Source organism: Streptomyces graminofaciens (assembly GCF_030294945.1).
Lineage (GTDB): Bacteria > Actinomycetota > Actinomycetes > Streptomycetales > Streptomycetaceae > Streptomyces > Streptomyces graminofaciens.
Genome location: NZ_AP018448.1, coordinates 6,141,623 through 6,164,317, shown reverse-complemented (window position 1 = coordinate 6,164,317; position 22,695 = coordinate 6,141,623). Strand labels below are relative to the sequence as shown.

Below are 22,695 nucleotides of genomic sequence, written 5' to 3'. Positions count from 1 at the left end.
GTCCTAATCGAGGGAGGAGGGCAGGAGAGGTGTTGCCGGACGCCGGGTACCCGTCAACCCGCTCTCGGCCAGGTGCTCCCGGGTACGTATGGCGATGGGCAGCGGTACCTCGGGCGCGCACGGGTACAGGTCCTGCTCGACGATCACGAACAACTCGGCGTCGAGCTTGCTCAGTTCGGCGACCACGTCGGCGGGGCTGGGCACCCCGGCGGGCGGCGTCACGCACACCCCGCGCTTGACGGCCTCGCCGAAGGAGAGGTTCTCGTCGGCGACCTGGGCGAGGATCTCGGGGTCCATCTGCTTGATGTGGACGTAGCCGACGCGTTCGCCGAAGCGGCGGATCAGGTCGAGGTTGTCGCCGCCGCCGTAGGCCACGTGCCCGGTGTCCAGGCACAGGTTGGTCCAGCGGGAGTCGGACTCGTTGAGCAGCCGCTCGATCTCGGGCTGGGTCTGGATGTGGCTGTCGGCGTGCGGGTGGATGACGAGCCGTACGTCGTACTCGTCGAGCAGCAGCCTGCCGAGCCGGTCGGCGGCCTTGCCGAAGCCCGCCCACTGCTCGGCGGTCAGCTCCGGTGACTCGGTGAAGGCGCCGGTCTTCTCGTCCCGGTACATCGGCGGGATGAGGACCAGGTGGTGGGCGCCTGCGGCCGCTGTCAGTGTGGCGACCTGCCGTACGTGGGCGAGCATCTCGTCCCACGCCTCCGGCCGGTGCAGCGCGCCGAACGCGGTGCCGCCGGAGACCTGGAGCCCACGGGTGTCGAGTTCCTCCTTCAGCTGCCGCGGGTCGGTGGGGAGGTAACCGTACGGGCCAAGCTCCAGCCACTTGTAGCCCGCCGCGGCCAGCTCGTCGAGGAAGCGGGTGGGCGAGACCTGGTGCTCGTCCTCCGGGAACCACACACCCCAGGAGTCGGGCGCGGAGCCGAGGCACAGGTTGCCCACGGCGGTGCGGAGGGATGGCGTCGTTGCCATGGCGTATGTCCTTCGAATGATCGGGCAGTGGGGGAATGCCGCTCGGATCAGTTGGAGGTCGGGAAGTCGAACCCGGCCTTGACCTGCTGTGCGGGCTGCGGCCAGCGTGTGGTGACGACCTTGGGCCGGGTGTAGAAGCGGATGCCTTCGGGGCCGTGGATGGGGGAGTCGCCGATGAGGGAGTCCTTCCAGCCGCCGAAGGAGTAGTACGACATCGGCACGGGCACGGGGACGTTGACGCCGATCATGCCGACCTTGACGCCCCGCTGGAACCGGCGGGCTGCTTCGCCGGAGGCGGTGAACAGGGCGGTGCCGTTGCCGTACGGGTTGGCGTTGATCAGGTCGATCGCTTCGTCGAGGGTGTCTACGCGGACGACGGCGAGGACGGGGCCGAACAGTTCTTCCTTGTAGGTGTCCATGTCGGTGGTGACGTGGTCGAGGAGGGAGGGGCCGGTGAAGAAGCCGTCCTCGTGGCCGTCGATCTTGAGCCCGCGTCCGTCGACGACGACGGTGGCGCCCTGGGTGGCGGCGCCGCCGACCGCGTTCTCGACGCGTTCCTGGGCGGCCTTGGTGACCAGGGGGCCCATTTCGGTGCCGGGTGCGTCGCCGGGGCCGACCTTGACTTCGCGGGCCTTGCGCTCCAGCACCTCGACCAGGGTGTCGGCGGCGTCGCCGACGGCGACGGCGACGGAGACGGCCATGCAGCGTTCGCCGGCGGAGCCGTAGGCGCCGGCGGTGATGTGGTTGGCGGCGAATTCGAGGTCGGCGTCGGGCAGGACGACGGCGTGGTTCTTGGCGCCGCCGAGGGCCTGGACGCGCTTGCCGTGGGTGGTGGCCTGCTGGTGGACGTAGCGGGCGATGGGGGTGGAGCCGACGAAGGAGACGGCCTCGATGCGCGGGTGGGTGAGGATCGCGTCGACGGCGTCCTTGCCGCCGTGGACGACGTTGAAGACGCCGTCGGGCAGGCCGGCCTTCTGGTAGAGGTCGGCGACGAAGTTGGCGGCTGAGGGGTCGCGTTCGCTGGGCTTGAGGATGAAGGTGTTGCCGGTGGCGATGGCGATGGGGTGCATCCACAGGGGCACCATGGCGGGGAAGTTGAAGGGGGTGATGCCGGCGACGACGCCGAGGGGCTGGCGGAAGTTGTGCACGTCCACGCCGCGTGAGACCTGGTCGGAGAAGGAGCCCTTCAGTACGTCGCCGAGGCCGCAGGCGTACTCGACGACCTCCCGGCCGCGGGTGATCTCGCCGCGTGCGTCGTCGACGGTCTTGCCGTGCTCGGCCGAGATGATCCGCCCGAGTTCCTCCTCGTGCTCGACGAGGAGCTGGCGGAAGGCGAACATCACCTGGGTGCGCTGGGAGAGGGACGACTCCGACCAGGTCTCGAAGGCCTTGGCGGCGGCCGCGACCGCCGTGTCCACGGCTTCGGCTCCGCCGAGGACGACTCGGGCCTGTTCCTTGCCGGTCGCGGGGTTGAACACCGGGGCGGTGTCCGGACCGGGCGCCGGTGAACCGTTGATCCAGTGCTGGATGGTTGTCACGTGAGGGTGTCCTTACAGGTAGTGCCGCTGGTCGGTCTTGTGGGCGGCATAGGTCTCGTAGGCGGTGCGGGTGCTGTCGAGGGCGGAGGTCTCGCTGACGGGCACGTCCCACCAGCCGTGGCCGGGCGGGTTCGGGCCGTACAGGTCGGTCTCGACATGCACGACGGTGGTCCAGGCGGCGGCCTTGGCCTTTTCCATCGCGGTGCGGAACTCCTCGACGGTGGTGGCGTGCAGGACGTCGGCGCCGAGCGAGGAGGCGTTGGCGGCGAGGTCGACGGGCAGGATGCCGCCGTCGAGGAGACCGGAATCGTCCTTGCGGAAGCGGTATTTGGTGCCGAAGCGCTGTGAACCCAGGGACTCCGACAGGGCGCCGATGGAGGCGAAGCCGTGGTTCTGGACGAGGACGATGATGACCTTCAGGCCCTCGGAGACCATGGTGACGATCTCCTGGGCCATCATCAGATAGGAGCCGTCGCCGACCAGGACGACGACCTCGCGGGAGGGGTCGGCCATCTTGGCGCCGACGCCGGCGGCGACCTCGTAGCCCATGCAGGAGTAGGCGTACTCGACGTGGTAGGCCTTCGGGTCCCTCGCCCGCCACAGCTGTTGCAGGTCGCCGGGCATGGAGCCTGCCGCGTTGATGACCACGTCACGGTCGCCGAGCACGTCGTTGAGGGCGCCCAGGATCTGGGTCTGGGCGGGGAGGTCGCCGGTGCTGCGGTCGGGCGCGAAGCACTCCTCCTCGATCTCCCGCATGCGGGCGATCAGTTCACGGGTGCGGCGGCGGTAGGCGGGGTCGACCTCCCAGTCCGTCAGCGCCCCGGCGAGGGCCTGGATACCGAGGCGGGCGTCGGCCACCACGGGCTCCGCCGAGTGCTTCACCGCGTCGAGACGGGCCACGTTGAGGTTGACGAAGGTGACGTCGGGGTTGGCGAAGACGGTGTGGCTGGCGGTGGTGAAATCCGAGTACCGGGTGCCGATGCCCAGGACCACATCGGCCTCGCGAGCCAGCTCGTTCGCCGCGTACGACCCGGTCGAGCCGATGCCGCCGACGGCGTAGGGGTGGTCCCAGGGGACGGCGCCCTTGCCGGCGTGGGTGTCGGCTACGGGGATGCCGGTGGCTTCGGCGAAGGCCCGCAGCTGGGTCTCGGCACCGGAGTACACGACTCCGCCACCGGCCACGATGAGGGGCTTGCGGGCGCCGCGCAGCAGCCGTGCGGCCCGTTCGACGGCGGCCTGCTCCGGTACCGGGCGGCCCACATGCCACACCCGGCGCCGGAAGAAGGAGACCGGCCAGTCGTACGCCTCGGCCTGTACGTCCTGGGGGAGGGCGAGGGTGACGGCACCGGTCTCGACCGGGTCGGTCAGCACCCGCATCGCGGCCAGCGCGGCCGGGATGAGCTGCTCGGGACGCTGGATGCGGTCGAAGTACTTCGACACGGCACGGAAAGCGTCGTTGACGGTGACGTCCCCGCCGCGGGTGTCCTCCAGCTGCTGGAGGACGGGGTCGGCGGCACGCGTGGCGAACATGTCGCTGGGCAGCAGGAGCACGGGCAGCCGGTTGGTGGTGGCGAGCGCCGCACCCGTGATCATGTTCGTGGAGCCGGGGCCGGTGGAGGCGGTGCAGGCGAAGGCGGCCAGCCGGTCGCGCATCTTGGCGTAGGCCACCGACGCGTGGACCATGCCCTGCTCGTTGCGGGCCAGGTAGTAAGGCAGGTCGGCCTCGCCCGTCGTGGCGGCCTGCAGCAACGCCTGGCCGATGCCGGCGACGTTGCCGTGGCCGAAGATGCCCCACACACCGGGGATCAGCCGCTGTTCCTGGCCGTCGCGCTCGCTGTACTGGTTGGCCAGGAAGCGCACGAGGGCCTGGGCGGTGGTGAGTCGGATGGTGTTCATTGCTCGGTGGGCCCTTCGAAGGGAAGCCGGTCGTCGACGTCCTGCGCGGCCCAGGTGTCACGGACCCAGCCGTGGGCGGGGTCGTCGCAGATCAGCCAGGCGCGGTCCTGCCCGGGACCGGCCATGACGTTGAGGTAGTACAGGTCGTAGCCGGGCGCGGCGATCGACGGGCCGTGCCAGCCGTGCGGGATGAGGACGGTGTCACCGGTACGGATCTCGGCGAGGACATCGATCGGCCGCTCGGGGGTGCCGTAGACGCGTTGGTAGCCGAAGCCGTTCCCGTCGCCGGAGACCTCGAAGTAGTAGATCTCCTCCAGCTCCGACTCGACCGGGTTGCCCGCCTCGTCCGTGCGTACCTCGTCGTGCTTGTGCGGCGGGTACGAGGACCAGTTGCCACCGGGTGTGAGGACCTCGCACACCAGCAGCTGCTCGGCGTCGAACGTGCCCGGCAGGCAGTAGTTGTTGACCTGACGTGAGCAGGCCCCGGCACCGCGCAGCTCGACGGGCACGCCTGCTTTGGGACCGTACCGGGCGGAGAGTGAGCTCAGCCCGGTACGGGCTGCGGGCAGCGCGAACCGTCCTCCGGTCGCGCTGCTGATCAGGGCCTCCGACTCGCGGGGGAGGTAGGCGAAGTCGGTGGCGGAGGCGAACACGCCTGTCCGGCCGGCGAGTTCGAAGGACTTGCCGTCCGTGGTGACGGTGCAGGAGCCCGTCAGCGGCAGGACCAGGAACTCGGAATCCCCGGTGGACAGGGCGTGCGCCTCACCCGGCCTCAGGGTCAGGATCCTGAGGCCGGAGTATCCCCAGCCCGCCGACTCGGGCGTGACCAGGACGTCGTACGGCCCTTCGGCCGACGTCCCCTTCGGCAGGTGGTACTTGCTCGTGCCGCTCACAGCAGGCTCACCGCCCGGTCCACGGCACCGGCGACATCGCCGCTCGCGGGGTAGAGCAGGGAGCGGCCCACGACCAGACCCTGCGCGGTGGGCTGCTTGAGCGCCTTGCCCCAGGAGGCGAAGGCGGCGTCGGCGTCCTTGACCTCGCCGCCCAGCAGCAGCGCGGGCAGCGTGGAAGAGGCGAGCACGCGCTCCATGTCCGCCACGACCGGCAGCTTCAGCCAGGTGTAGGCGGTACGCCGGCCCAGCCCCGAGGCGATGGTGATCGACTTGACGACGGCGTCCGTCGACAGATCGTTGCGGATCTTCCCGTCCTGCCAGGTGGAAATGAACGGCTCCACCATGGCCATCAGGTGACGGTCGTTCAGTTCATCGACCGCGTGCGCGGTGTTCTCCAGGATGGAGGGGGTGGCGGGGTCGTCGAGGGCGATCCGGGTGAGCATCTTGCCGCCGTCGAAGCCCATCGCGGCGATCGTCTCGGCGTCGTAGCCGGTGAACCGGTCGTCGATCTCGAACACCGAACCCGCGAGCCCGGCCCGGTTCATCGACCCGAACACGGACTTGCCGTCCAGGACCCCGAGCAGCAGCAGGTCCTCCAGGATGTCGGCGGTGGCCAGCACCCCCGTCACACCCGGCCGCTCCAGCGCGACGCACAGCCGGTCCAGCAGCCGGGCGCGGTCGGCCATGGCGGTCGGGTCGCCGCCCACGCCGTTGGCGCCGCGCGCGGGATGGTCGGCGGCGATGATCATCGCCTTGCCGTGCTCACCGGTCAGCGAGGTGGCCTTGATACGGCGTGCGGCGGCCGCCGCGATGGCACCGGGATCGTTGACCCGGGCGTCCACGATCCGGCTCACGTTGTCGGACAGCACGTCCTCACGCCTTTCGTTCGGTGGAGGTGGAGGTGGAGGTGGAAGTGGAGGCGAGGGACGCCTCGCGGAGCTTGGCCTCGACCTCGGCCCCGGTCGGCATGGCGTCGGAGCAGGACAGACGGCCGGCGACGATCGCGCCGGCGGCGTTGGCGAAGGACACCGTGCGACGCGTGTCCCAGCCGGAGAGCAGCCCGTGGCACAGCGCGCCGCCGAAGGCGTCACCCGCGCCGAGACCGTTGACGACGTCCACCGGAACCGGCGGAATCTCGGCCGTCGAACCGTCCCGGTCCATGGCGAGCACGCCCTTGGGGCCCTGCTTCACCACGGCCAGCTCGACCCCGGCGGCGATCAGCGACTTCGCGGCGGCGTACGGCTCCCGCTCACCGGTCGCCACCTCGCACTCGTCGAGGTTCCCGACGGCCACGGTCGTATGACGCAGAGCCTCGGCGTAGTACGCCCGCGCCCCGGACGGGTCCGCCCAGAACATCGGCCGCCAGTCCAGGTCGAAGACCGTCGTGCCCGCCTTGGCCCGGTGCGCCAGGGCGGCCAGCGTCGCCGAGCGGCTCGGCTCCTCACACAGCCCGGTGCCGGTGAACCAGAAGATCCGCGCGTCCCGCACCGCTCCCAGGTCCAGCTCCTCGGGACGGATGTCCAGGTCAGGAGCCTTCGGCAGCCGGTAGAAGTACAGCGGGAAGTCGTCCGGCGGGAAGATCTCGCAGAACGTCACCGGCGTCGGCGCGATACCCGACGTACCGACGAAGCCACTGTCTACCCCGTAGCCCTCCAGGGCCGTGCGGACGAACTCCCCGAACGGGTCCCGGCCCGTCTTGGTGATCACCGAGGCGGAACGGCCGTACCGGGCGGCGGCCACGGCCACGTTGGTCGGGGAGCCACCGAGGTACTTGCCGAACGAAGTGACCTCAGCCAGCCCCACGCCCGTCTGGAGCGGATACACATCCACCCCCACACGGCCCATGGTCAGCACATCGAACGGCATTGGGGGATTCCCTTCGCTCCGGGGACACCGGGCACTTCATCGGAGGATGACTTTTCCTGGCGCGCGCTACTAGCGCGCGCTAGATGAGTACGATGAGCCCTGTCCAAATGTCATGTCAATAGCTTGTGCCGGGAGATTTGTGACAGGCGTGGGGTTCGGCGCGCCGAAGGGTGGGTGCGCTGGTGGATGCGTCGGCCGCGTCCTGCGTGGCGCCGACGAGATCGGCTACCGGCCCGACAACGCCGCCCGGCTCCCGAGGTCGAACGGCTCGGGTACGACGTCCTGCTCTCCGCTGCCACGGATGCCGGTGGTGGCTAAGGTGTGGGCATGCGCATGCAAACACGGGGGCGTGGACTGAAGTTCGCGTCGGTCATAGCGGTGGTCGTGCTCGCCCTGACGGGGTTCTCGTCCGGCAAGGGGCATGGCGGTACGAGCAGTAGCGGCAGCAGTGGTGGTAGCGGTGACGGGAGTGGTGGGGGCGGGTGCAGCTCCTCCTCTCAGGATCATGATTCGTCCTCCTCGTCGTCTGGGGGCACCACCTCCGGGCTGGGCAAGAGCGACGACGATGACGACGACTCGTACGACGGCAACGACTCCTACGACGACAGCGACTCCTACGGCGAACCCACCGCCGACGCCCTACAGGACGCCCACGTCAAGCTGATCAGCTGTGCCACCGTCAAGGCCCCGTACGCGACCGTCGAGGTGCGGAACCCCAACGCCGTCGACGCCTCCTTCGACGTCGCCGTCTTGTTCGAGGAGGCGGGCGGTACGAAGTCCATGGGCAAGGTCGACAGCATCGAGGTGCCCGCGAAGGACAAGGTGACCGCGAAGATCGAGGTCGACGACCTGCGTCGGCTGAAGCTGATCGACCACTGCGAGGTCGAGGAGAACGCCCCGCAGAGCTGAGCTGAGCCGAGCCGAGCCGAGCCGAGCCGAGTCGAGCCGGGTCGATGGAGTTCGTGGCTTGCGCGAACGCTGTTAGGGTGTCGTGCACCTGCCAGTCTCCGCCGCAGTGTTTGCGGTCGTGATGTGAACTCGGCACTCTTCAACGGGGGTTGAACACACGTGAAGTCTCGCCATGTCCGGGCCGTCGCCGTCTTCGGGATCGCCGTCGTCGCCCTCACCGGAGCCCGCGGCTCCCACGGCGGCAGCTGTGGCTCCTCCTCGTCCAGCTCGTCCAGCTCCTCCAGTTCGAGCAGCAGCGGCGGCGGCTCCGACGTCGGCAAGGACGACACCGGCTCCGGCTCCGGGTCGGACGGCGGCACCACCACTACCACCACCACCACCACCGGCACGACCGGCTCCTCCAGCGGCTCGTCCAGCTCCAAGCGCGCCGCCAAGGACCTGAAGATCGAGTCCTGCGAGTACGGGTCGAGCGGCCTCGTCGCCCACGTCCGCGCCACCAACAGCAGCGCGACCACGACGTACAGCTACGTCTTCGAGGTCGACTTCAAGGACGCCGACGGCAAGGAGTTCTACACCGCCGAGAACAGCGGCATCGCGTCCGTCGCCCCCGGTGCCTCCGACACCGTCGACATCGGCGCGCCCGAGAACCCGGCCGGCGACGACGGCTTCACGACGCAGAGCGGCAGCTGCAAGTTGGACAACATCAACCTCATGCCCATGGACTAGGGGCTGATCCGCCGGACAGGCCCTAACGCGTCCGGAACCCCGGCCTCCTGCCCGTGAACAGCTCCGCCTGGCGTTCGTCCGGCAGGTTGCCCAGCGACACCAGGTGCGGCGCGTACGCGAGGGCGTGCGTGCGTGCCGCCTCCTGGGCCGCCCAGCAGGCGCGGACCGTGCCCTGGACGGCCTCCGGCGGGCACGCGGCGATCACCTCGGCGCAGCGTACGGCGGCGGGCACCGCCTCTCCGGGGGCCGTCACCTCCGACACCAGCCCCACCTCGTACGCCCGCCCCGCCGACATCCGCTCGGCGGTGCCCATCAGCGCCATCCGTGTCGCCTCTCCGGACGGCATCCGCTGGGCCATCAGCACCGACTCGAAGGCGCTGACCATCCCGTAGGTGGTGTGCGGGTCGAAGAACGTGGCGGAGGAGTCGGCGACGACGAACTCCGACTCGCCCAGCAGGTAGAAGGCTCCGCCGCACGCCATGCCGTTCACGGCGGCGATCACCGGCTTCCACAGGTCGTTCGACTTCGGGCCGATCCTCAGGAGGGGGTCGTCGATCGCGTACGGGGAGTTCGGCTGGGGGACGTGCGCGTCGCGGTCCAGTCCCGTGCAGAACGCCCGCCCGCCGGCGCCCGTCAGCACGACCGCCCGTACGGTGTCGTCGAACCTCAACTCCCGCCACAGAGAGGACAGTTGCCCCGCCGTCTCCACGTCTATCGCGTTCAGTTTCGACGGGCGGTCCAGCGTGATCACCGCGACGCCCGTGTCCTTGTCCGTCACCGTGCGCAGGCTCATGGGCGCTCCAGCACCCACTGCGGCAGACCCTCGGGCGTGAACACCGCCCGCACCCTCGCCCCGATCCGGATCCGCTCGGGCGGGACCGAGTCCAGGCGGGCGCCCGCCTCGCTCACCAGGTTGCCGACCAGCCGTATGCGCGGTGCCTCGGCCAGTTCGACGAGGATCACGTTGTACGGGGCCTGCTCGGCGTAGTCGGGCAGGAGGGGCGGGTGCGGGACGACGTACGACCACACCCGGCCCCGGCCGCTCAGCTCGCGCCATTCGCTGCCGAAGGACTGGCAGTGCGGGCAGCAGGGGCGGGGCGGGAAGCGGAGTTCGCCGCAGTCGGCGCACGCCTGGACGCGCAGTTCGCCTCGGGCGGCGTACTCCCAGAAGGGGGCGCCGTCGTCGTCCGCGACAGGGGTCAGCATCCTTGCTCAACTCCTCAGTTCCGCAGCAGCAGGGCCGATGTCGGTACGCCTTCGCCTGCCGTGACCAGGCATGTCGCCGCTCCCGGCACCTGCGCCGTACTCGTCCCCCGCAGCTGCCGCACGCCCTCGGTGATCAGGTTGAAGCCGTGCACGTACGCCTCGCTGAGGCCGCCCCCGGAGGTGTTGAGGGGCAGGCGGCCACCGATCTCCAGGGCGCCGCCCTCCGTGAACGAGCCGCCCTCGCCACGGCCGCAGAAGCCGTAGCCCTCCAGGGAGAGCGGGATGAGGGGGGTGAACGCGTCGTAGATCTGGGCGACGTCGATGTCGTCGGGGGTCACGTCCGCGTGCTTCCAGAGGTGGCGGGCGGCGGTCCAGGCGGGGCCCGTCAGCGGGTCGTCGTTCCAGTAGTTGACCATGCCGTGGTGCTGGGCGGGCAGGCCCTGGGCGGCGGAGTGGACGTAGACGGGCGGTCGGCGGCAGTCCCGGGCGCGTTCCGCCGACACCAGGACGCAGGCCAGCGCGCCGTCCGTCTCCAGGCAGTTGTCGAAGAGGCAGAGGGGCTCGCTGATCCAGCGCGACGTCATGTACATCTCGCGGGTCAGCGGGCGGTCGTACATGATCGCCGCCGGGTTCTGGTTGGCGCGGTTGCGGCAGGCGAGGGCGACGTTGAAGAGGTGGTCGCGGGTGGCGCCGTACTCGTGGAGATAGCGGCGGGTGAGCATGGCTATCTCGTCGGCGGGGCGGAGCAGGCCGAAGGGGCGGGTCCACTGCGCGGGGGTGGGGAGTTGTGCCGTGGTGTTCTTCCACGGGCGGGGGCCCGAGCCGCGTTTGCGGGACCGCCAGGCGACGCCGACCGTGGCCTGGCCGGAGGCGATCGCGGCGGCGAGATGCGCGACCGTGGCGCAGGAACCGCCGCCGCCGTAGCCGACCTTGCTGAAGAAGGTGAGGTCGCCGAGGCCGAGCGCCTTGGCGACCTCGACCTCGTCGGTCTCCTCCATCGTGTACGAGGCCAGCGCGTCGACCTCGCCCGGCGCGATCCCGGCGTCGTCCAGCGCGGCGAGGATCGCCCGGCACGCCAACGCCCGCTCCGATTGCGGGAGTCGCTTGGCGAAGGGGGTCTGCCCGATGCCGACGATCGCGGTCGCGTCCTTGAGCACGGCCATGGGGCACACCTCCGCACGGTGGGGGGCTTGCGGGCTGCTGACAGTCCGTCAGGGTACAGCTAATCTGACGGGTAGTCAGCTACTGGTTCTCGGTACGGAGGGCTGCTGTGCGCGGTGACTTCGATGTGCGCGGTGACGTGGCGTGGGGGACCGTCCCCGGGCTGGTCCGCTCGGCGGCCGAGCGGTACGCCGACGTCGAGGCGGTGGTGGACGGCCGTACGCGGGTGTCGTACGCGGAGCTGGGCGCCCGCGTGGAGCGGGCGGCGGCGGCCTGTGTGGCGAACGGCGTCCGGGTGGGCGACCGGGTCGGCGTCTGGGCGCCGAACTCGCTGGAGTGGATCGTCTCGGCGCTGGGCGCGGTGACGGCCGGGGCGGTGCTGGTGCCGCTCAACACCCGCTTCAAGGGCGCCGAGGCGGCGGACGTACTGGCGCGCAGCCGGGCGCGGCTGCTCTTCGTCACCGGCACGTTCCTGGGGACGTCGTACGTGGCGTCGCTGCGGCGGGCGGCGGGGGCGGACGGCGGACGCCTGCGCCATCCGGCGGCGGGCGGCCCGGTCGCGACGGGTCCGCTGCCCGGGCTGCCGCACCTGGAGCAGGTGGTCGTGCTCTCCGACGACGCCCCCGCCGACTTCCGCACCTGGAAGGACTTCCTGGCGAGCGGCGACGGGGTGGCGGCGGGGGAGGTGCGGGCACGCTCGGCCGCGCTGACCGGCGACTCCCCCTCGGACATCATCTTCACCTCGGGGACCACCGGCCGCCCCAAGGGCGCGGTGATCACCCACGCGCAGACACTCCGCGCGTACGAGGTGTGGAGCGACCTGGCGGGCCTCAGGCAGGGCGACCGCTACCTCGTCGTCAACCCCTTCTTCCACACCTTCGGCTACAAGGCGGGCGTGATCGCCTGTCTGATGCGCGGGGCGACGATCATCCCGCAGCCGGTGTTCAACGTGGCGACGGCCCTGGCGAACGTGGCCGCGGAGCGGATCTCGGTACTCCCCGGCCCGCCCACGCTCCACCAGTCGCTCCTGGACCACCCGGCGCGCGACGACTACGACCTCTCCACCCTGCGCCTGGTGGTGACGGGCGCGGCGGTCGTCCCCCTCCAGCTGGTGGAGCGCCTGCGGGCGGAGCTGCGGGTGGCCACCGTCCTGACGGCGTACGGCCTGTCCGAGGCCAGCGGCATCGTCACGATGTGCCGGCGCGGCGACGAACCGTCGGTGATCGCGTCGACGTCCGGACGCGCGATCCCCGGTACGGAGGTCGAGGTGGTGAGCCCCTCGGGCACGCCGCTGCCCGCCGGAGTGCAGGGGGAGGTGTGGGTCCATGGCTTCAACGTCATGCCCGGCTACTTCGAGGACCCCGACGCGACCGCGCGGACGGTGACGGAGGACGGCTGGCTGCGCACGGGCGACGTCGGCGTACTGGACGCCGACGGCAACCTCCGCATCACCGACCGCATCAAGGACCTCTTCATCGTCGGCGGCTTCAACGCCTACCCCGCCGAGATCGAGCAACTCATCGGCCTCCACCCCGAGGTCGCGGACGTCGCGGTCATCGGCGTCCCGGACGCCCGCCTCGGCGAGGTCGGCAAGGCGTACGTCGTACGCCGCCCCGACGCGACCCTGACCGCCGACGACCTGATCGCCTGGGCCCGACGGGAGATGGCGAACTACAAGGTGCCGAGGGCGGTGGAGTTCGTGGGGGAGCTGCCGCGGAACGCGAGCGGGAAGGTGGTGAAGGGGGAACTGCGGCGGGGCGTCAGCCCGGCGGGGCGGTGACCTGAGAAGTGAGCGACTCCCGGGCGGTGGTGTGCAGATCGCGGATCTCGTCCATGGCTCCACGCCAGGCCGGATGGTCGTGGTCGACGGTCCGCGCCGTGTACTCCGCCGCGCGCAGTCGGGCGGCGGAGCAGGGAATCCTCGCGATCTCGATCGCCACAGCCCACGTTTCGAGGAACTGGGTGATGGGGCCGAGGCTGCGGGCGCGTGCCGCGAGCGTGATGGCCTCGTCCTTCTGCCGCTCCATCTCGGCCAGCCGGTGCGGAGCCACCTGAGCCAGAGCCATGCGCAGGGCGGCGGGTGTCCGCTCGGGCCGTGGGGTGAGAGGCTCACCCGGCTCGATGTGCTCTGCGATCATCCTGACCCTTCTGCGGCATTCCCGGGACACACCTCGGCCGCGGTGGCTCCCCCTCCGTGCCACCGCGGCCGACCCCCGTCCGGGATGTGGTCTGTCGACCTACTTGTTGTCCAGGCCCAGGGCGGGCGGGGCGGGCATCGGGCGGTCCGCCATCGTGGTGATCTCGTCCGGGTCCGGCGCCGGCGGGGCGGGCATCGGGCGGTCCGCCATGGTGACCATCTCCGGGTCCGGCGCCGGCGGTGTGGGCATCGGGCGGTCCGCCATGGTGATGGGCTTCTCCGCGGACGTGTCGTGCGCCGGCGGTGCCCCCGTGGTGTTCTTCTGCTCGCTCATCGTTCGACTCTTTCGCTCATGGGGACGAGTGAGGAAACGCCCGTCCAGTGGCTCCCCCGAGGCTGCTGGACGGGCGTCCGGAGCCGCACCCTAACCGGTCGGGCCCCTGGTCACCCCGCCTGCCCCCCGACGCGACGGTGTGACACGTACGAGAGTGCAGGTTCGAGATAAACGAATGCTGAACGTGTCGCTCATGCCGCCTGAGCGGGGCTCAGCAGCGCGCGTACCGCGTCCGCCTCCGGGGCGTCGCTCTGCTCGTAGAGGCTGAGCGCCTCCTGCCAGCAGGCCCTGGCCCGGTCCACCTGCCCCATGGCCAGCAGCGAACGCCCTAGCAGCGTCAGCACGTTGCCCCGCATCCGGTCGCCGCCGATGCAGCCCAGCGCGAGGGCCTGTTCGGCGTGCCGGGCGGCGTACGCGGGGCGGCGGGCCGCCAGGTGCACCTCGGCCATACGGAAGTTGGTCGTGCCCTCCCAGAGCCGTTGCCGGTGCTCGCTGAGGATACCCAGGGCCTCGGTGAACTGTACGAGCGCCTCGTCGTGCCGCCCGGCCCGGGTCAGGGTGATGCCCACGGCGTAGTGGCTGTTGCCGAGCCGCAGTGTCCGGCCGATGTCGATGTGCAGCGCGAGGCCCCGCTGGGCGAACTCGACGGCCTCCTCGACGTTGCCCATGCCCAGGTGCGCCCGGGAGAGGTTGCCCAGGCAGGTCGCCTCGAAGGGCCGGTTGCCGACGGCCCGCAGCCGCTCGATGGCCAGCTCGAAGAAGGGCTTGCTCTCCGTGTACAGGCCCTGGTGCAGACAGATGAGCCCCCGTTCGTTGGCGGCCCAGCTGACGGCGGTGTCGTCCCGTGCGGCGGAGGCGAGTTCCAGGGCGATCCGCGCCTGCTCCTCCGCCTGCTGGATGCGTCCGTTGTCCAGCAGGACGTTGGTGAGAGTCGTTCGGGCCCGGCCCTCCGCGCGGGTGTCCCCGGCCTCCCGTGTCGCGTCGCACATGGCGCGCGCGGTCGTCTCGTACTGGTGGGAGTTGGCGCCCGACTCGGTGAGGTCGTTCGCGGCCCACAGCAGGTCCACCGCGCCCCGGAGGCGCCCCGTGCCCGCGGCCTGCTGGACGCAGGCGAGCAGCGGGGCCGCCTCCGTGTACAGCCAGTCCAGCGCCGCCGCGCCCTCCGTGAACCGGAGCCCTTTGTACTCCGTCGGCTCCAGGTGGTTCACGAGGCGGTCGCCGGGGCGTTCGATCGCGTAGACGCCGGCCGCCGTGGCCAGATAGAAGTCCAGCAGCCGCGACATCGCCGACTCCCGCTCGCTCGGCGGCTGTTCGTCACGTTCGGCGCAGGCACGCGCGTAGAGGCGGACGAGGTCGTGGAAGCGGTAGCGGCCGGGGGCGGCGGATTCGAGGAGCGAGGTGTCGACGAGGGATTCGAGGATGTCCTCGGTGTCGTCGAGGGTGAGGTCCAGTACGGCGGCCGCGGCTGCCAGGGAGATGTCCGGGCCGTCGGCCAGGCCGAGGAGGCGGAACGCGCGGGCCTGCGAGGGCTCCAGCTGGCCGTAGCCCAGTTCGAAGGTCGCCTTCACGGCCAGGTCCCCGGCCTGCAACTCGTCCAGCCGCCGCCGCTCGTCGGCGAGCTTCGCGGCCAGCACCGACACCGTCCAGGTACGACGGGAGGCGAGCCGGGAGGCCGCGATCCGGATCGCCAGCGGCAGGAAACCGCAGGCCGCGACCACGTCGAGGGCGGCCTTGCGCTCGGAGGCGACGCGCTCCCGGCCGACGATCTTCGTGAACAGCTGGATGGCCTCGTCCGGCGACATCACGTCCAGGTCGACCAGATGCGCCCCCGCCAGGTCCACCATCCGCACCCGGGCCGTCACCAGCGCCGCGCAGCCCGCCGTGCCGGGCAGCAGGGGCCGTACCTGGGCCGCGTCCCGCGCGTTGTCCAGCAGCACCAGCACCCGGCGCCCGTCGAGCACCGAGCGGTACAGTGCCGCCCGCTCCTCCAGCGAGTCCGGGATCTTGGAGTCGGGGGTGCCGAGCGCCCGCAGGAACGCGCCGAGGACCGTCTCCGGCTCGGCGGCCCGCGCGCCCGCGCCCTGGAGGTCGACGTACAGCTGCCCGTCGGGGAAGGCCGCCCGCGCCTGATGCGCCACGTGCACGGCGAGGGTCGTCTTGCCGACCCCGCCTATGCCCGCCAGCGCCGATACGGCCATGACCTGGCCCTCGGCCCCGGACGCCGCCGCCAGCACCTCGCTCAGCTCGGCGACGAAGGCGGACCGGCCGGTGAAGTCCGGCACGGTGGCGGGAAGTTGGGCGGGCCGGACCGGTCCGGCGGCCGGTTCGGGGGTGAGGGGCGCGGAGGGCTCGGCGAGGCCCGGGTCGGCCTGGAGGATCCGCTGCTGGAGATCGCTCAGGCCCGGCCTCGGGTCGACCCCCAGCTCGTCGGCGAGGAGGCGGCGGGTGTCGGCGTACACGGCGAGGGCCTCGGCCTGCCGCCCACTGCGGTACAGCGCGAGCATCAGCAGCTCGCGCAGGCGCTCCCGGAGCGGGTGCGCGGCCGTGAGAGCCGTCAGCTCCGACACCGCCTCCGCGTGGCAGCCCTGCTCCAGGTCCATGTCCAGCCGCGTCTCGACGAGTTGCAGCCGCCACTCGTCGAGCCGGGCCCGCTGCGTCTCCGCGTACGGCCCCGGAACGCTCGCCAGCACCTCCCCGTCCCACAGCCCCAGCGCCTTGTTCAGCAGCTGGCGGGCATGGCAAAGATCCCCGGAACTCTTGGCCTTCTCGGCGTCCGCCGCGAGCTCCTGCGCCACGGCGAGATCCAGCGCGCCCCCCGGCAGCGCCCGGATCGCGTAACCGCCGGACTCGCTCACCAGCACATCGGCGGAGAGCACCTTGCGCAGCCGCGAGGCGTACGTCCGTACGGCGGCCAGCGCCTGCGAGGGCGGATCGTCGCCCCACAGCGCGTCGATCAGCTCGCTCGCGGTCGCCGTACGGCCCTCGCGGAGCAACAGCGCGGCCAGCAGGGCGCGTTGCTGCGGCGACCCGGTGGACAGGGGCTCGGCGCCACGCCAGGCGCGCACCGGACCGAGCACGCTGAAGCGGAGCATGGCGGCACCGGCACCGGCCCCGGCGTCCGGAACCCGAGCGTCCGCGGGACTCCGCTGTTCCGGCACGCGCTGCTCACCCTCCTCCGGCACTCGCGGTCCACCCCCCATCGTCGCCCCCAAGCCTCCCCGTCAGCTGAACCAGTTTGCCTTGTTCATGGCAGATACGTCAGCCGTGCGAGACGGCGATCACACGTTGTCGCAGTGACATCACGCGCCATCACGACGTCCACACAGACTCTCTCCGTCGTACTCCTCATCTTCGCAACAGACCCTGTGACCGACGGGTCCGGACTGGTAGCTGACGGGTCGTCAGATGAGCGCTACCGTGACGGACATGGAGACCATGGAGACCCAGGAGAGCCCCGCACCCTTCCCGAAGATCATCTCCGTCGACGACCACACGGTTGAGCCCCCGAACGTCTGGCAGGACCGGCTCCCGAAGAAGTACCGGGACATCGGCCCCCGGATAGTCCGCGCACCGCTGAAGGAGATGACCTTCCTCGGCGGCCGCTTCAAGCCCGTCATGGGCAGCCCCGGCGACGACGGCCCGATCGGCGACTGGTGGGTCTACGAGGACCTGCACCGCCCGCTCACCCGCCTCGACACCGCCGTCGGATACAGCAGGGACGAGATCAAGCTGGAGGTCATCACCTACGAGCAGATGCGCCCCGGCTCCTACGACGTGCCCGCCCGGCTCGCCGACATGGACGTCAACCACGTCCAGTCCGCCCTCTGCTTCCCGACCTTCCCACGCTTCTGCGGCCAGACGTTCACCGAGGCCGACGACCACGAGCTGGGTCTGCTGGGCGTACGGGCGTACAACGACTGGATGGTGGAGGAGTGGTGCGGCCCGGCCGCGCGCGGGCGGCTGATCCCGCTCACCCTCATCCCCCTCTGGGACGCCGAACTCGCCGCCGCCGAGGTCCGCCGCAACGCGGCGCGCGGAGTACGGGCGGTCGCCTTCTCCGAGATCCCCCCGCACCTGGGCCTGCCGTCCGTCCACACGGACGACTGGGACCCGTTCCTCGCGGCCTGCGACGAGACCGGCACGGTCGTCGCGATGCACATCGGCTCGTCGAGCCGCATGCCGTCGACCTCGGCCGACGCGCCGCCCGCCGTCGGCTCGACCATCACCTTCGCCAACTGCTGCTTCTCGATGGTCGACTGGCTGATGAGCGGCAAGTTCGAACGCTTCCCCAACCTCAAGGTGATGTACGCGGAGGGCCAGATCGGCTGGATCCCCTACATCCTGGAACGCGCCGACGTGGTCTGGGAGGAGAACCGCGGCTGGGGCGGCGTCGCGGACAAGGTCCACCGCCCACCGTCGGAACTGTTCGCCGACCACGTCTACGGCTGCTTCTTCGACGACGCGTTCGGGCTCCGCAACCTGGACGCCATAGGGGTGGGGAACGTGTTGTACGAGACCGACTATCCCCACTCCGACTCGACCTGGCCCGAGTCACGGCAGGTGGGGGAGGCGCAGATGGGGCACCTGGACGCGGACGTGGTGGACCGGATCGTACGGCGCAACGCGATCGGGTTGCTGGGGTTGACGGAGGAGGGACTGTGGGAGCCGTCCGCGCGGTGAGCTTCCCTTAGGGGGCCTTCGGCAGTTTCTCGGGGGCGGCCCCGTCGAACGCGGTCACGACGGGGCCGGCCGCGGCGACCAGCACCGTACGGCCGTAGACCCAGACGCGGCGCCCGTACTCCTCCTGGTCGCCGTTGTTCTCGTCGGCCAGGCGCTCCGTGCTCCACAGGAGGGTGCCGGTGCGCCGGTCGACGGCCAGGGTGCGCCCGCTCGACGTGGCGGACAGCAGCAGGTTGCCCTTGACGGTGAAGGCCGAGAGTCCGTCCTGCCCGAGCCGTACGGTCCACAGTCGCTTCCCGTCGGTGAGCCGGTATGCCGCGGCCTCGCCGTTCTCGCGGACCACGTACACGGCGCCCTGGCCGACGGTGACCATGGCCGTGTCCGGTTCGGTCAGCTCAAACCCCTTCAACCTGTGGCCCGAGCCGTCGACGGCGATGTAGCGCATCGTGGTGCCGTCGCTGGAGAAGAGGTCCTGGGAGAGGACGACGGTCGTACCGCTCCCGCCCACAGGAGTGAGGACCGCGCTGCCGTTCGTCTCGTGGGACCACCGCACGCCGCCGTTCGAGGTGAGCGCGTACAGCTTCGGCCGGGCGGTCTCGGCGCCGCACGCGGCGTACAAGTGGCCGCCGACCGCGGCCGGTTCGCAGGTGGCCGCCGCGCTGTCCGCTGCGGCCCGCGGGGGGCGGAACGTCCAGCGTTCGTCGCCGTCGCGGACGTCGAACGCGCGCAGGCCGTCGCGGCCGTCGAGGTCGGCGAGCAGGACGCCGTCGCCGACCGCCGTGGTCCCCGCGTAGCCGGTGACGGACCAGACCACGCGGCCGGTGGCCGCCGCCACACCCCTGATCTTTCCGGGGTCGTTCTCGGCGGAGGGGTTCTGACGCTGTTCCAGCACCATGCCGCCGCCGACACCCAGCAGGCCGTACCAGTCCTCCTCCTCGGCCTGTCCGTGCGCCCAGGCGACGGAGCCGTCCGATATCCGGATGCGCACGAGCCGAGTGTCGTCCGAATCGCAGAACAGGGAGGCCCCCGAGCGCTGGCAGGCAGGCGTGCCCGAGGACGCGTTCCAGGACGCCGGGAGTACGCCGGTGCGCCACGGCCCCTGCCACCCCTCGGGGAGCTTTCCGCCCAGCTCCGCCGCGGCACGGCCGCCGCCGCCCCCGTGCCGGGCCTCGACGACCGCCCACGTCCCGCCACCCGAGAGCAGCGCCAGGACGACGGCGAGCGCGACCCTCGTCCTCGTCCTGTTCGGGTTCCGGGGTCCTGTGAGCAGGGTCCGGAGCGTGGTGTGTGGGCCGTCCGGCTGGGTGGGGGCGTGCTGTGTGGGGGCGTAGGGGCGGCTGGTCTCGTCGGCGGCTGCCGGGTCGATGGGGCCGGAGCCGGGCCCGCCGAGCCTCTCGCCCGGCATTGTGTCGTCGCCCGGCATTGTGTCGTCGTCCGGCACCGCGTCGTCGTCGGGCAGCGCTCGCAGCCCGGCGAGCAGGGTCTCGACCGAAGGCCGTTCCTTCGGCTCCTTGCCCAGGCAACGGCTCACCACCTCGCGCAGCGCCGCGGGTACGCCGGTCAGGTCCGGCATGTCGTGCACCACGCGGTACGCGGTCATGTACGGGCTCTCGGCGGTGAACGGCTCCCGCCCGGTGGCCGCGAACACCAGGACCGACGCCAGCGAGAAGACGTCCGACGCCGGTCCCACGTCCTTCGGAGTGCTGAACTGCTCGGGCGACATGAACGGCGGTGTGCCCATCACCCGGCCGGTCGTGGTGAGTGCCTGGTGGTCGGAGGCCCGGGAGATCCCGAAGTCGATCACCCGGGGCCCGTCGTCCGAGAGCACGATGTTGGCGGGCTTGAGGTCGCGGTGGACCACCCCGGCCCGGTGGATGTCGCGCAGCGCGTCACCGAGACCGATCGCGAGCCGCCGCAGCTCGGCTCCGCGCAGGGGGCCCTGACGCCGCACCCGGTCGCCGAGCGTGTCACCGGCGACGAACGCGGTCGCCATCCACGGCCGGGGCGCGTCCGGATCCGCGTCCACGACGGCCGCCGTGAACACCCCGCTGACCCGGCGCGCGGCCTCGACCTCCCGCCGGAACCGCACCCGGAACTCGGGGTCCGCCGCGAACCGCTCGTGCACGAGCTTCAGGGCGACCCGCCGTCCCGACGACGACCGTGCCGCGTAGACGACACCCATCCCGCCGGAGCCGAGCCGGTCGAGCAGGGTGTAGTCGCCGATGACGGATGGATCCTCGGCGGCCAAGTTCACCGCACACCCCTCCGAATGCCAGTTCGTCGACCGAAGACTGAAGATTAGCCGGAGCGCGGCTCCGGGGGCGTAAGTCTTGTCAGCCGTTCCCATCGAGGCGAACATGTGACGATCCGTCAGATACGACGGGGCCGCCCTGTCGCACCACCCGTCACAGGTGAGGGAGTCGTCGTCGTGGAGTACGGCATCCAGTTGCCCGTCCAGTCCCAGAGCACCCTCTACGTCGAAGCCTGGGAGGCCGACGCCGGACCGGACGACCTCGTCGAGGTGGCCAGGGCCGCCGACCGCTCCGGCTTCGCGTACATCGCGACCTGCGACCACGTGGCCATCCCGCGCCGGCTCGCCGCCGCGATGGGTACCACCTGGTACGACCCGGTCGCCACGCTGGCCTTCCTGGCCGCGGCCACCGAGCGCGTACGGCTGCTCAGCCATGTCGCGGTCGTGGGCCTGCGCCATCCCCTGCTGACCGCCAAGCAGTACGCGACCCTCGACCACCTCTCCGGCGGACGGCTGATCCTCGGCGTGGGCGCCGGGCACGTACCGGAGGAGTTCGAGGCGCTCGGCGTCGACTTCGAGCGGCGCGGGGCCGTGCTGGACGAGTGCGTGGACGCGCTGCGGGCCGCCCTGGGGCCGGACGAATTCCCTTCCCACCACGGGAAGTCGTACGACTTCGAGGGGCTGGGCCAGCGACCGAGGCCCGCCCAGCCGCGGGTGCCCCTGTGGGTCGGCGGCTCCTCCCCGGCCGCCGTACGCCGGGCCGCCGTACGCGGTGACGGCTGGCTGCCACAGGGCGACCCGCGCGACCGGCTGCCGGGCCAGATCGCCCGGGTACGGGGACTGCGAGCGGAGGCGGGCGCCACCGGCCCGTTCACCGTGGGCGCGATCACCGAGCCGCTGTACGTCGGCGAGCCGGGCTGGGACGTCGGCCGCCGGACGCTTACGGGCCCCCCGGAGATCCTCGCCGAGTCGCTGCGGGCGTACCGCGCGATGGGCGTGGACCAGATTCAGGTCCGCTTCCGCAGCCGGAGCCGGACCGAACTCACGGACCAGATGGGGGAGTTCGGGACGGCGGTGGGCCCGTTGCTGTAGGGGGCGGCCGAGCAGGTCGCGTTTGCCTACAGCCCGAAGAGCCGCGCCCCGTTCTCGTAGCAGACCCCGCGCAACCACGCCTCGCCCAGGCCGAGCCGTTCAAGGGCTTCGAGCTGATGGACGTACGGATAGGGGATGTTGGGGAAGTCGGAGCCGAGCAGGATCCGGTCGCCCAGGTCCGCGAGCCGGCCGAGTTCGGACGCCGGGAAGGGGGCGATGCGCTCGCTGAAATCCGTGAACGTCATGGTCGTGTCCAGCCGCACCTCGTCGTACCGCTCGGCCAGATCAAGGAAGTCGGTGTACTCCGGCATCCCCATGTGCGCCACGATCAGGGGCAGGCGCGGATGCCGGGCGAGGATCCGCCGCACCGGCTCCGGCCCGGTGTGTTTGCCGGGCGCGGGACCCGAGCCGCAGTGCATGACCACGGGGACGCCCGCCTCGGCCAGCAGCCCCCACACGGGATCGAGCAGTTCGTCGGTCGGGTCGTACGCCCCCACCTGCACATGGGACTTGAAGACCCGCGCCCCCGCCTCGACCGCCGTGCGCACGTACTCCGCCACGCCCTCCTCGGGGTAGAGGGTGGCCGTGTGCAGACAGTCGGGCGTGCGTGCCGCGAAGCCGGCGGCCCATTCGTTCAGCCAAGGCGCCATCCCGGCCTTGTGGGGATAGAGCATCGAGGTGAAGGCGCGCACCCCGAACTGCCTCAGAATCGCGACCCGTTCGGCTTCCTCGTGCCGATAGGTGATGTCCCACGCGAAGCCGGTCAGGGGGCCGACCGCGTCGAAGTACTCCCAGACCTTGCGCAGGACCCGCTCCGGCATGAAGTGCGTGTGTACGTCGACGAGCCCGGGCACCCCGATCCGCCGCCGGAACCTCTCGACGGCCTCGACCTCGCCCACAGCGCCGACTTCACCCAAGGGACCGCTTCCTCTCGACGCCGACGCGCGCACGACTGCCCTCACTGTCACGCAGACGCGCTGCCGGAAACAAGCGCTTGATCCTCCGGATCCGGCGAGTGTGCAAAATCCCCGTCAAAA

19 protein-coding genes are annotated in these 22,695 nt (G+C 71.2%); 5 read left to right on the top strand and 14 right to left on the bottom strand.

Going from position 1 to position 22,695, the window contains the following annotated elements:
- Positions 1–3 precede the first annotated feature (3 nt).
- From SGFS_RS26425 to iolC, 6 genes are read right to left on the bottom strand one after another with little or no spacing between them, the layout of a single operon-like run.
- Complete coding sequence (locus SGFS_RS26425; RefSeq protein WP_286253962.1) at positions 4–969, bottom strand: TIM barrel protein; 966 nt, start codon at positions 967–969, stop codon at positions 4–6.
- A gap of 47 nt (positions 970–1,016) precedes the next feature.
- Entirely contained in the window at positions 1,017–2,507 is a 1,491-nt protein-coding gene (locus SGFS_RS26420) for a CoA-acylating methylmalonate-semialdehyde dehydrogenase (RefSeq protein WP_286253961.1), read from the bottom strand.
- Positions 2,508–2,519: 12 nt separating this feature from the next.
- Positions 2,520–4,403, bottom strand: coding sequence for a 3D-(3,5/4)-trihydroxycyclohexane-1,2-dione acylhydrolase (decyclizing) (gene iolD, locus SGFS_RS26415; RefSeq protein WP_286253960.1), 1,884 nt, complete (start codon positions 4,401–4,403; stop codon positions 2,520–2,522).
- Positions 4,400–5,296, bottom strand: coding sequence for a 5-deoxy-glucuronate isomerase (gene iolB, locus SGFS_RS26410; protein WP_286253959.1), 897 nt, complete (start codon positions 5,294–5,296; stop codon positions 4,400–4,402). The genes iolD and iolB overlap by 4 nt, the downstream gene beginning before the upstream one ends.
- Positions 5,293–6,165: a Cgl0159 family (beta/alpha)8-fold protein gene (locus SGFS_RS26405; protein ID WP_286253958.1), complete on the bottom strand. Its 873-nt coding sequence runs from the start codon at positions 6,163–6,165 to the stop codon at positions 5,293–5,295. Before SGFS_RS26405 ends, iolB begins: the two co-directional genes overlap by 4 nt.
- A gap of 4 nt (positions 6,166–6,169) precedes the next feature.
- Positions 6,170–7,162: a 5-dehydro-2-deoxygluconokinase gene (iolC, locus tag SGFS_RS26400; protein WP_286253957.1), complete on the bottom strand. Its 993-nt coding sequence runs from the start codon at positions 7,160–7,162 to the stop codon at positions 6,170–6,172.
- A gap of 327 nt (positions 7,163–7,489) precedes the next feature.
- On the opposite strand from iolC, the gene SGFS_RS26395 reads away from it, so the two are divergent.
- Positions 7,490–8,071, top strand: a complete 582-nt coding sequence (locus SGFS_RS26395) for a hypothetical protein (protein ID WP_350284014.1) — start codon at positions 7,490–7,492, stop codon at positions 8,069–8,071.
- Between the two features lie 159 nt (positions 8,072–8,230).
- Positions 8,231–8,797 (top strand): hypothetical protein, encoded by a 567-nt coding sequence (locus SGFS_RS26390; RefSeq protein ID WP_286253956.1) that lies wholly within the window; start codon positions 8,231–8,233, stop codon positions 8,795–8,797.
- A 22-nt stretch (positions 8,798–8,819) separates the two neighbouring features.
- Here SGFS_RS26390 and SGFS_RS26385 read toward each other — a convergent pair whose 3' ends face one another.
- Genes SGFS_RS26385 through SGFS_RS26375 form a run of 3 tightly spaced genes read right to left on the bottom strand, consistent with a single transcriptional unit; the run spans position 8,820 to position 11,166 of the window.
- Positions 8,820–9,590 carry an enoyl-CoA hydratase/isomerase family protein gene (locus SGFS_RS26385; RefSeq protein WP_286253955.1) on the bottom strand — a complete coding sequence of 257 codons (771 nt, stop codon included), beginning with the start codon at positions 9,588–9,590 and terminating at the stop codon, positions 8,820–8,822.
- Positions 9,587–10,003 (bottom strand): Zn-ribbon domain-containing OB-fold protein, encoded by a 417-nt coding sequence (locus tag SGFS_RS26380; RefSeq protein ID WP_286253953.1) that lies wholly within the window; start codon positions 10,001–10,003, stop codon positions 9,587–9,589. Before SGFS_RS26380 ends, SGFS_RS26385 begins: the two co-directional genes overlap by 4 nt.
- A 14-nt stretch (positions 10,004–10,017) precedes the next feature.
- Entirely contained in the window at positions 10,018–11,166 is a 1,149-nt protein-coding gene (locus SGFS_RS26375) for a lipid-transfer protein (RefSeq protein WP_286253952.1), read from the bottom strand.
- A gap of 125 nt (positions 11,167–11,291) precedes the next feature.
- On the opposite strand from SGFS_RS26375, the gene SGFS_RS26370 reads away from it, so the two are divergent.
- Positions 11,292–12,944 (top strand): fatty acid--CoA ligase family protein, encoded by a 1,653-nt coding sequence (locus SGFS_RS26370; RefSeq protein WP_286260071.1) that lies wholly within the window; start codon positions 11,292–11,294, stop codon positions 12,942–12,944.
- Here the strand turns inward: SGFS_RS26370 and SGFS_RS26365 are convergent.
- From SGFS_RS26365 to SGFS_RS26355, 3 genes are all read right to left on the bottom strand, one after another.
- Positions 12,925–13,302: a hypothetical protein gene (locus tag SGFS_RS26365; protein ID WP_286253950.1), complete on the bottom strand. Its 378-nt coding sequence runs from the start codon at positions 13,300–13,302 to the stop codon at positions 12,925–12,927. The two genes, SGFS_RS26370 and SGFS_RS26365, sit on opposite strands and share 20 nt — an antisense overlap.
- A 99-nt stretch (positions 13,303–13,401) precedes the next feature.
- Positions 13,402–13,635 (bottom strand): hypothetical protein, encoded by a 234-nt coding sequence (locus SGFS_RS26360; RefSeq protein ID WP_286253949.1) that lies wholly within the window; start codon positions 13,633–13,635, stop codon positions 13,402–13,404.
- A 191-nt stretch (positions 13,636–13,826) separates the two neighbouring features.
- Positions 13,827–16,835 (bottom strand): AfsR/SARP family transcriptional regulator, encoded by a 3,009-nt coding sequence (locus SGFS_RS26355; RefSeq protein WP_434028074.1) that lies wholly within the window; start codon positions 16,833–16,835, stop codon positions 13,827–13,829.
- Positions 16,836–17,061: 226 nt separating this feature from the next.
- On the opposite strand from SGFS_RS26355, the gene SGFS_RS26350 reads away from it, so the two are divergent.
- Positions 17,062–18,315, top strand: a complete 1,254-nt coding sequence (locus SGFS_RS26350; protein WP_286253947.1) for an amidohydrolase family protein — start codon at positions 17,062–17,064, stop codon at positions 18,313–18,315.
- A 7-nt stretch (positions 18,316–18,322) separates the two neighbouring features.
- On the opposite strand, the gene SGFS_RS26345 is transcribed toward SGFS_RS26350, so the two are convergent.
- A complete protein-coding gene (locus tag SGFS_RS26345; RefSeq protein ID WP_286253946.1) occupies positions 18,323–20,569 on the bottom strand; it encodes a serine/threonine-protein kinase in 2,247 nt (748 codons plus the stop codon).
- A 174-nt stretch (positions 20,570–20,743) separates the two neighbouring features.
- Between SGFS_RS26345 and SGFS_RS26340 the strand changes: the two genes are divergently transcribed.
- The gene (locus SGFS_RS26340; RefSeq protein ID WP_286253945.1) at positions 20,744–21,658 is read left to right on the top strand and encodes a TIGR03619 family F420-dependent LLM class oxidoreductase; all 915 of its coding nucleotides are present in this window, start codon (positions 20,744–20,746) and stop codon (positions 21,656–21,658) included.
- Positions 21,659–21,684: 26 nt separating this feature from the next.
- On the opposite strand, the gene SGFS_RS26335 is transcribed toward SGFS_RS26340, so the two are convergent.
- Positions 21,685–22,575, bottom strand: a complete 891-nt coding sequence (locus SGFS_RS26335) for an amidohydrolase family protein (RefSeq protein WP_286253944.1) — start codon at positions 22,573–22,575, stop codon at positions 21,685–21,687.
- Between the last annotated feature and the right edge of the window lie 120 nt (positions 22,576–22,695).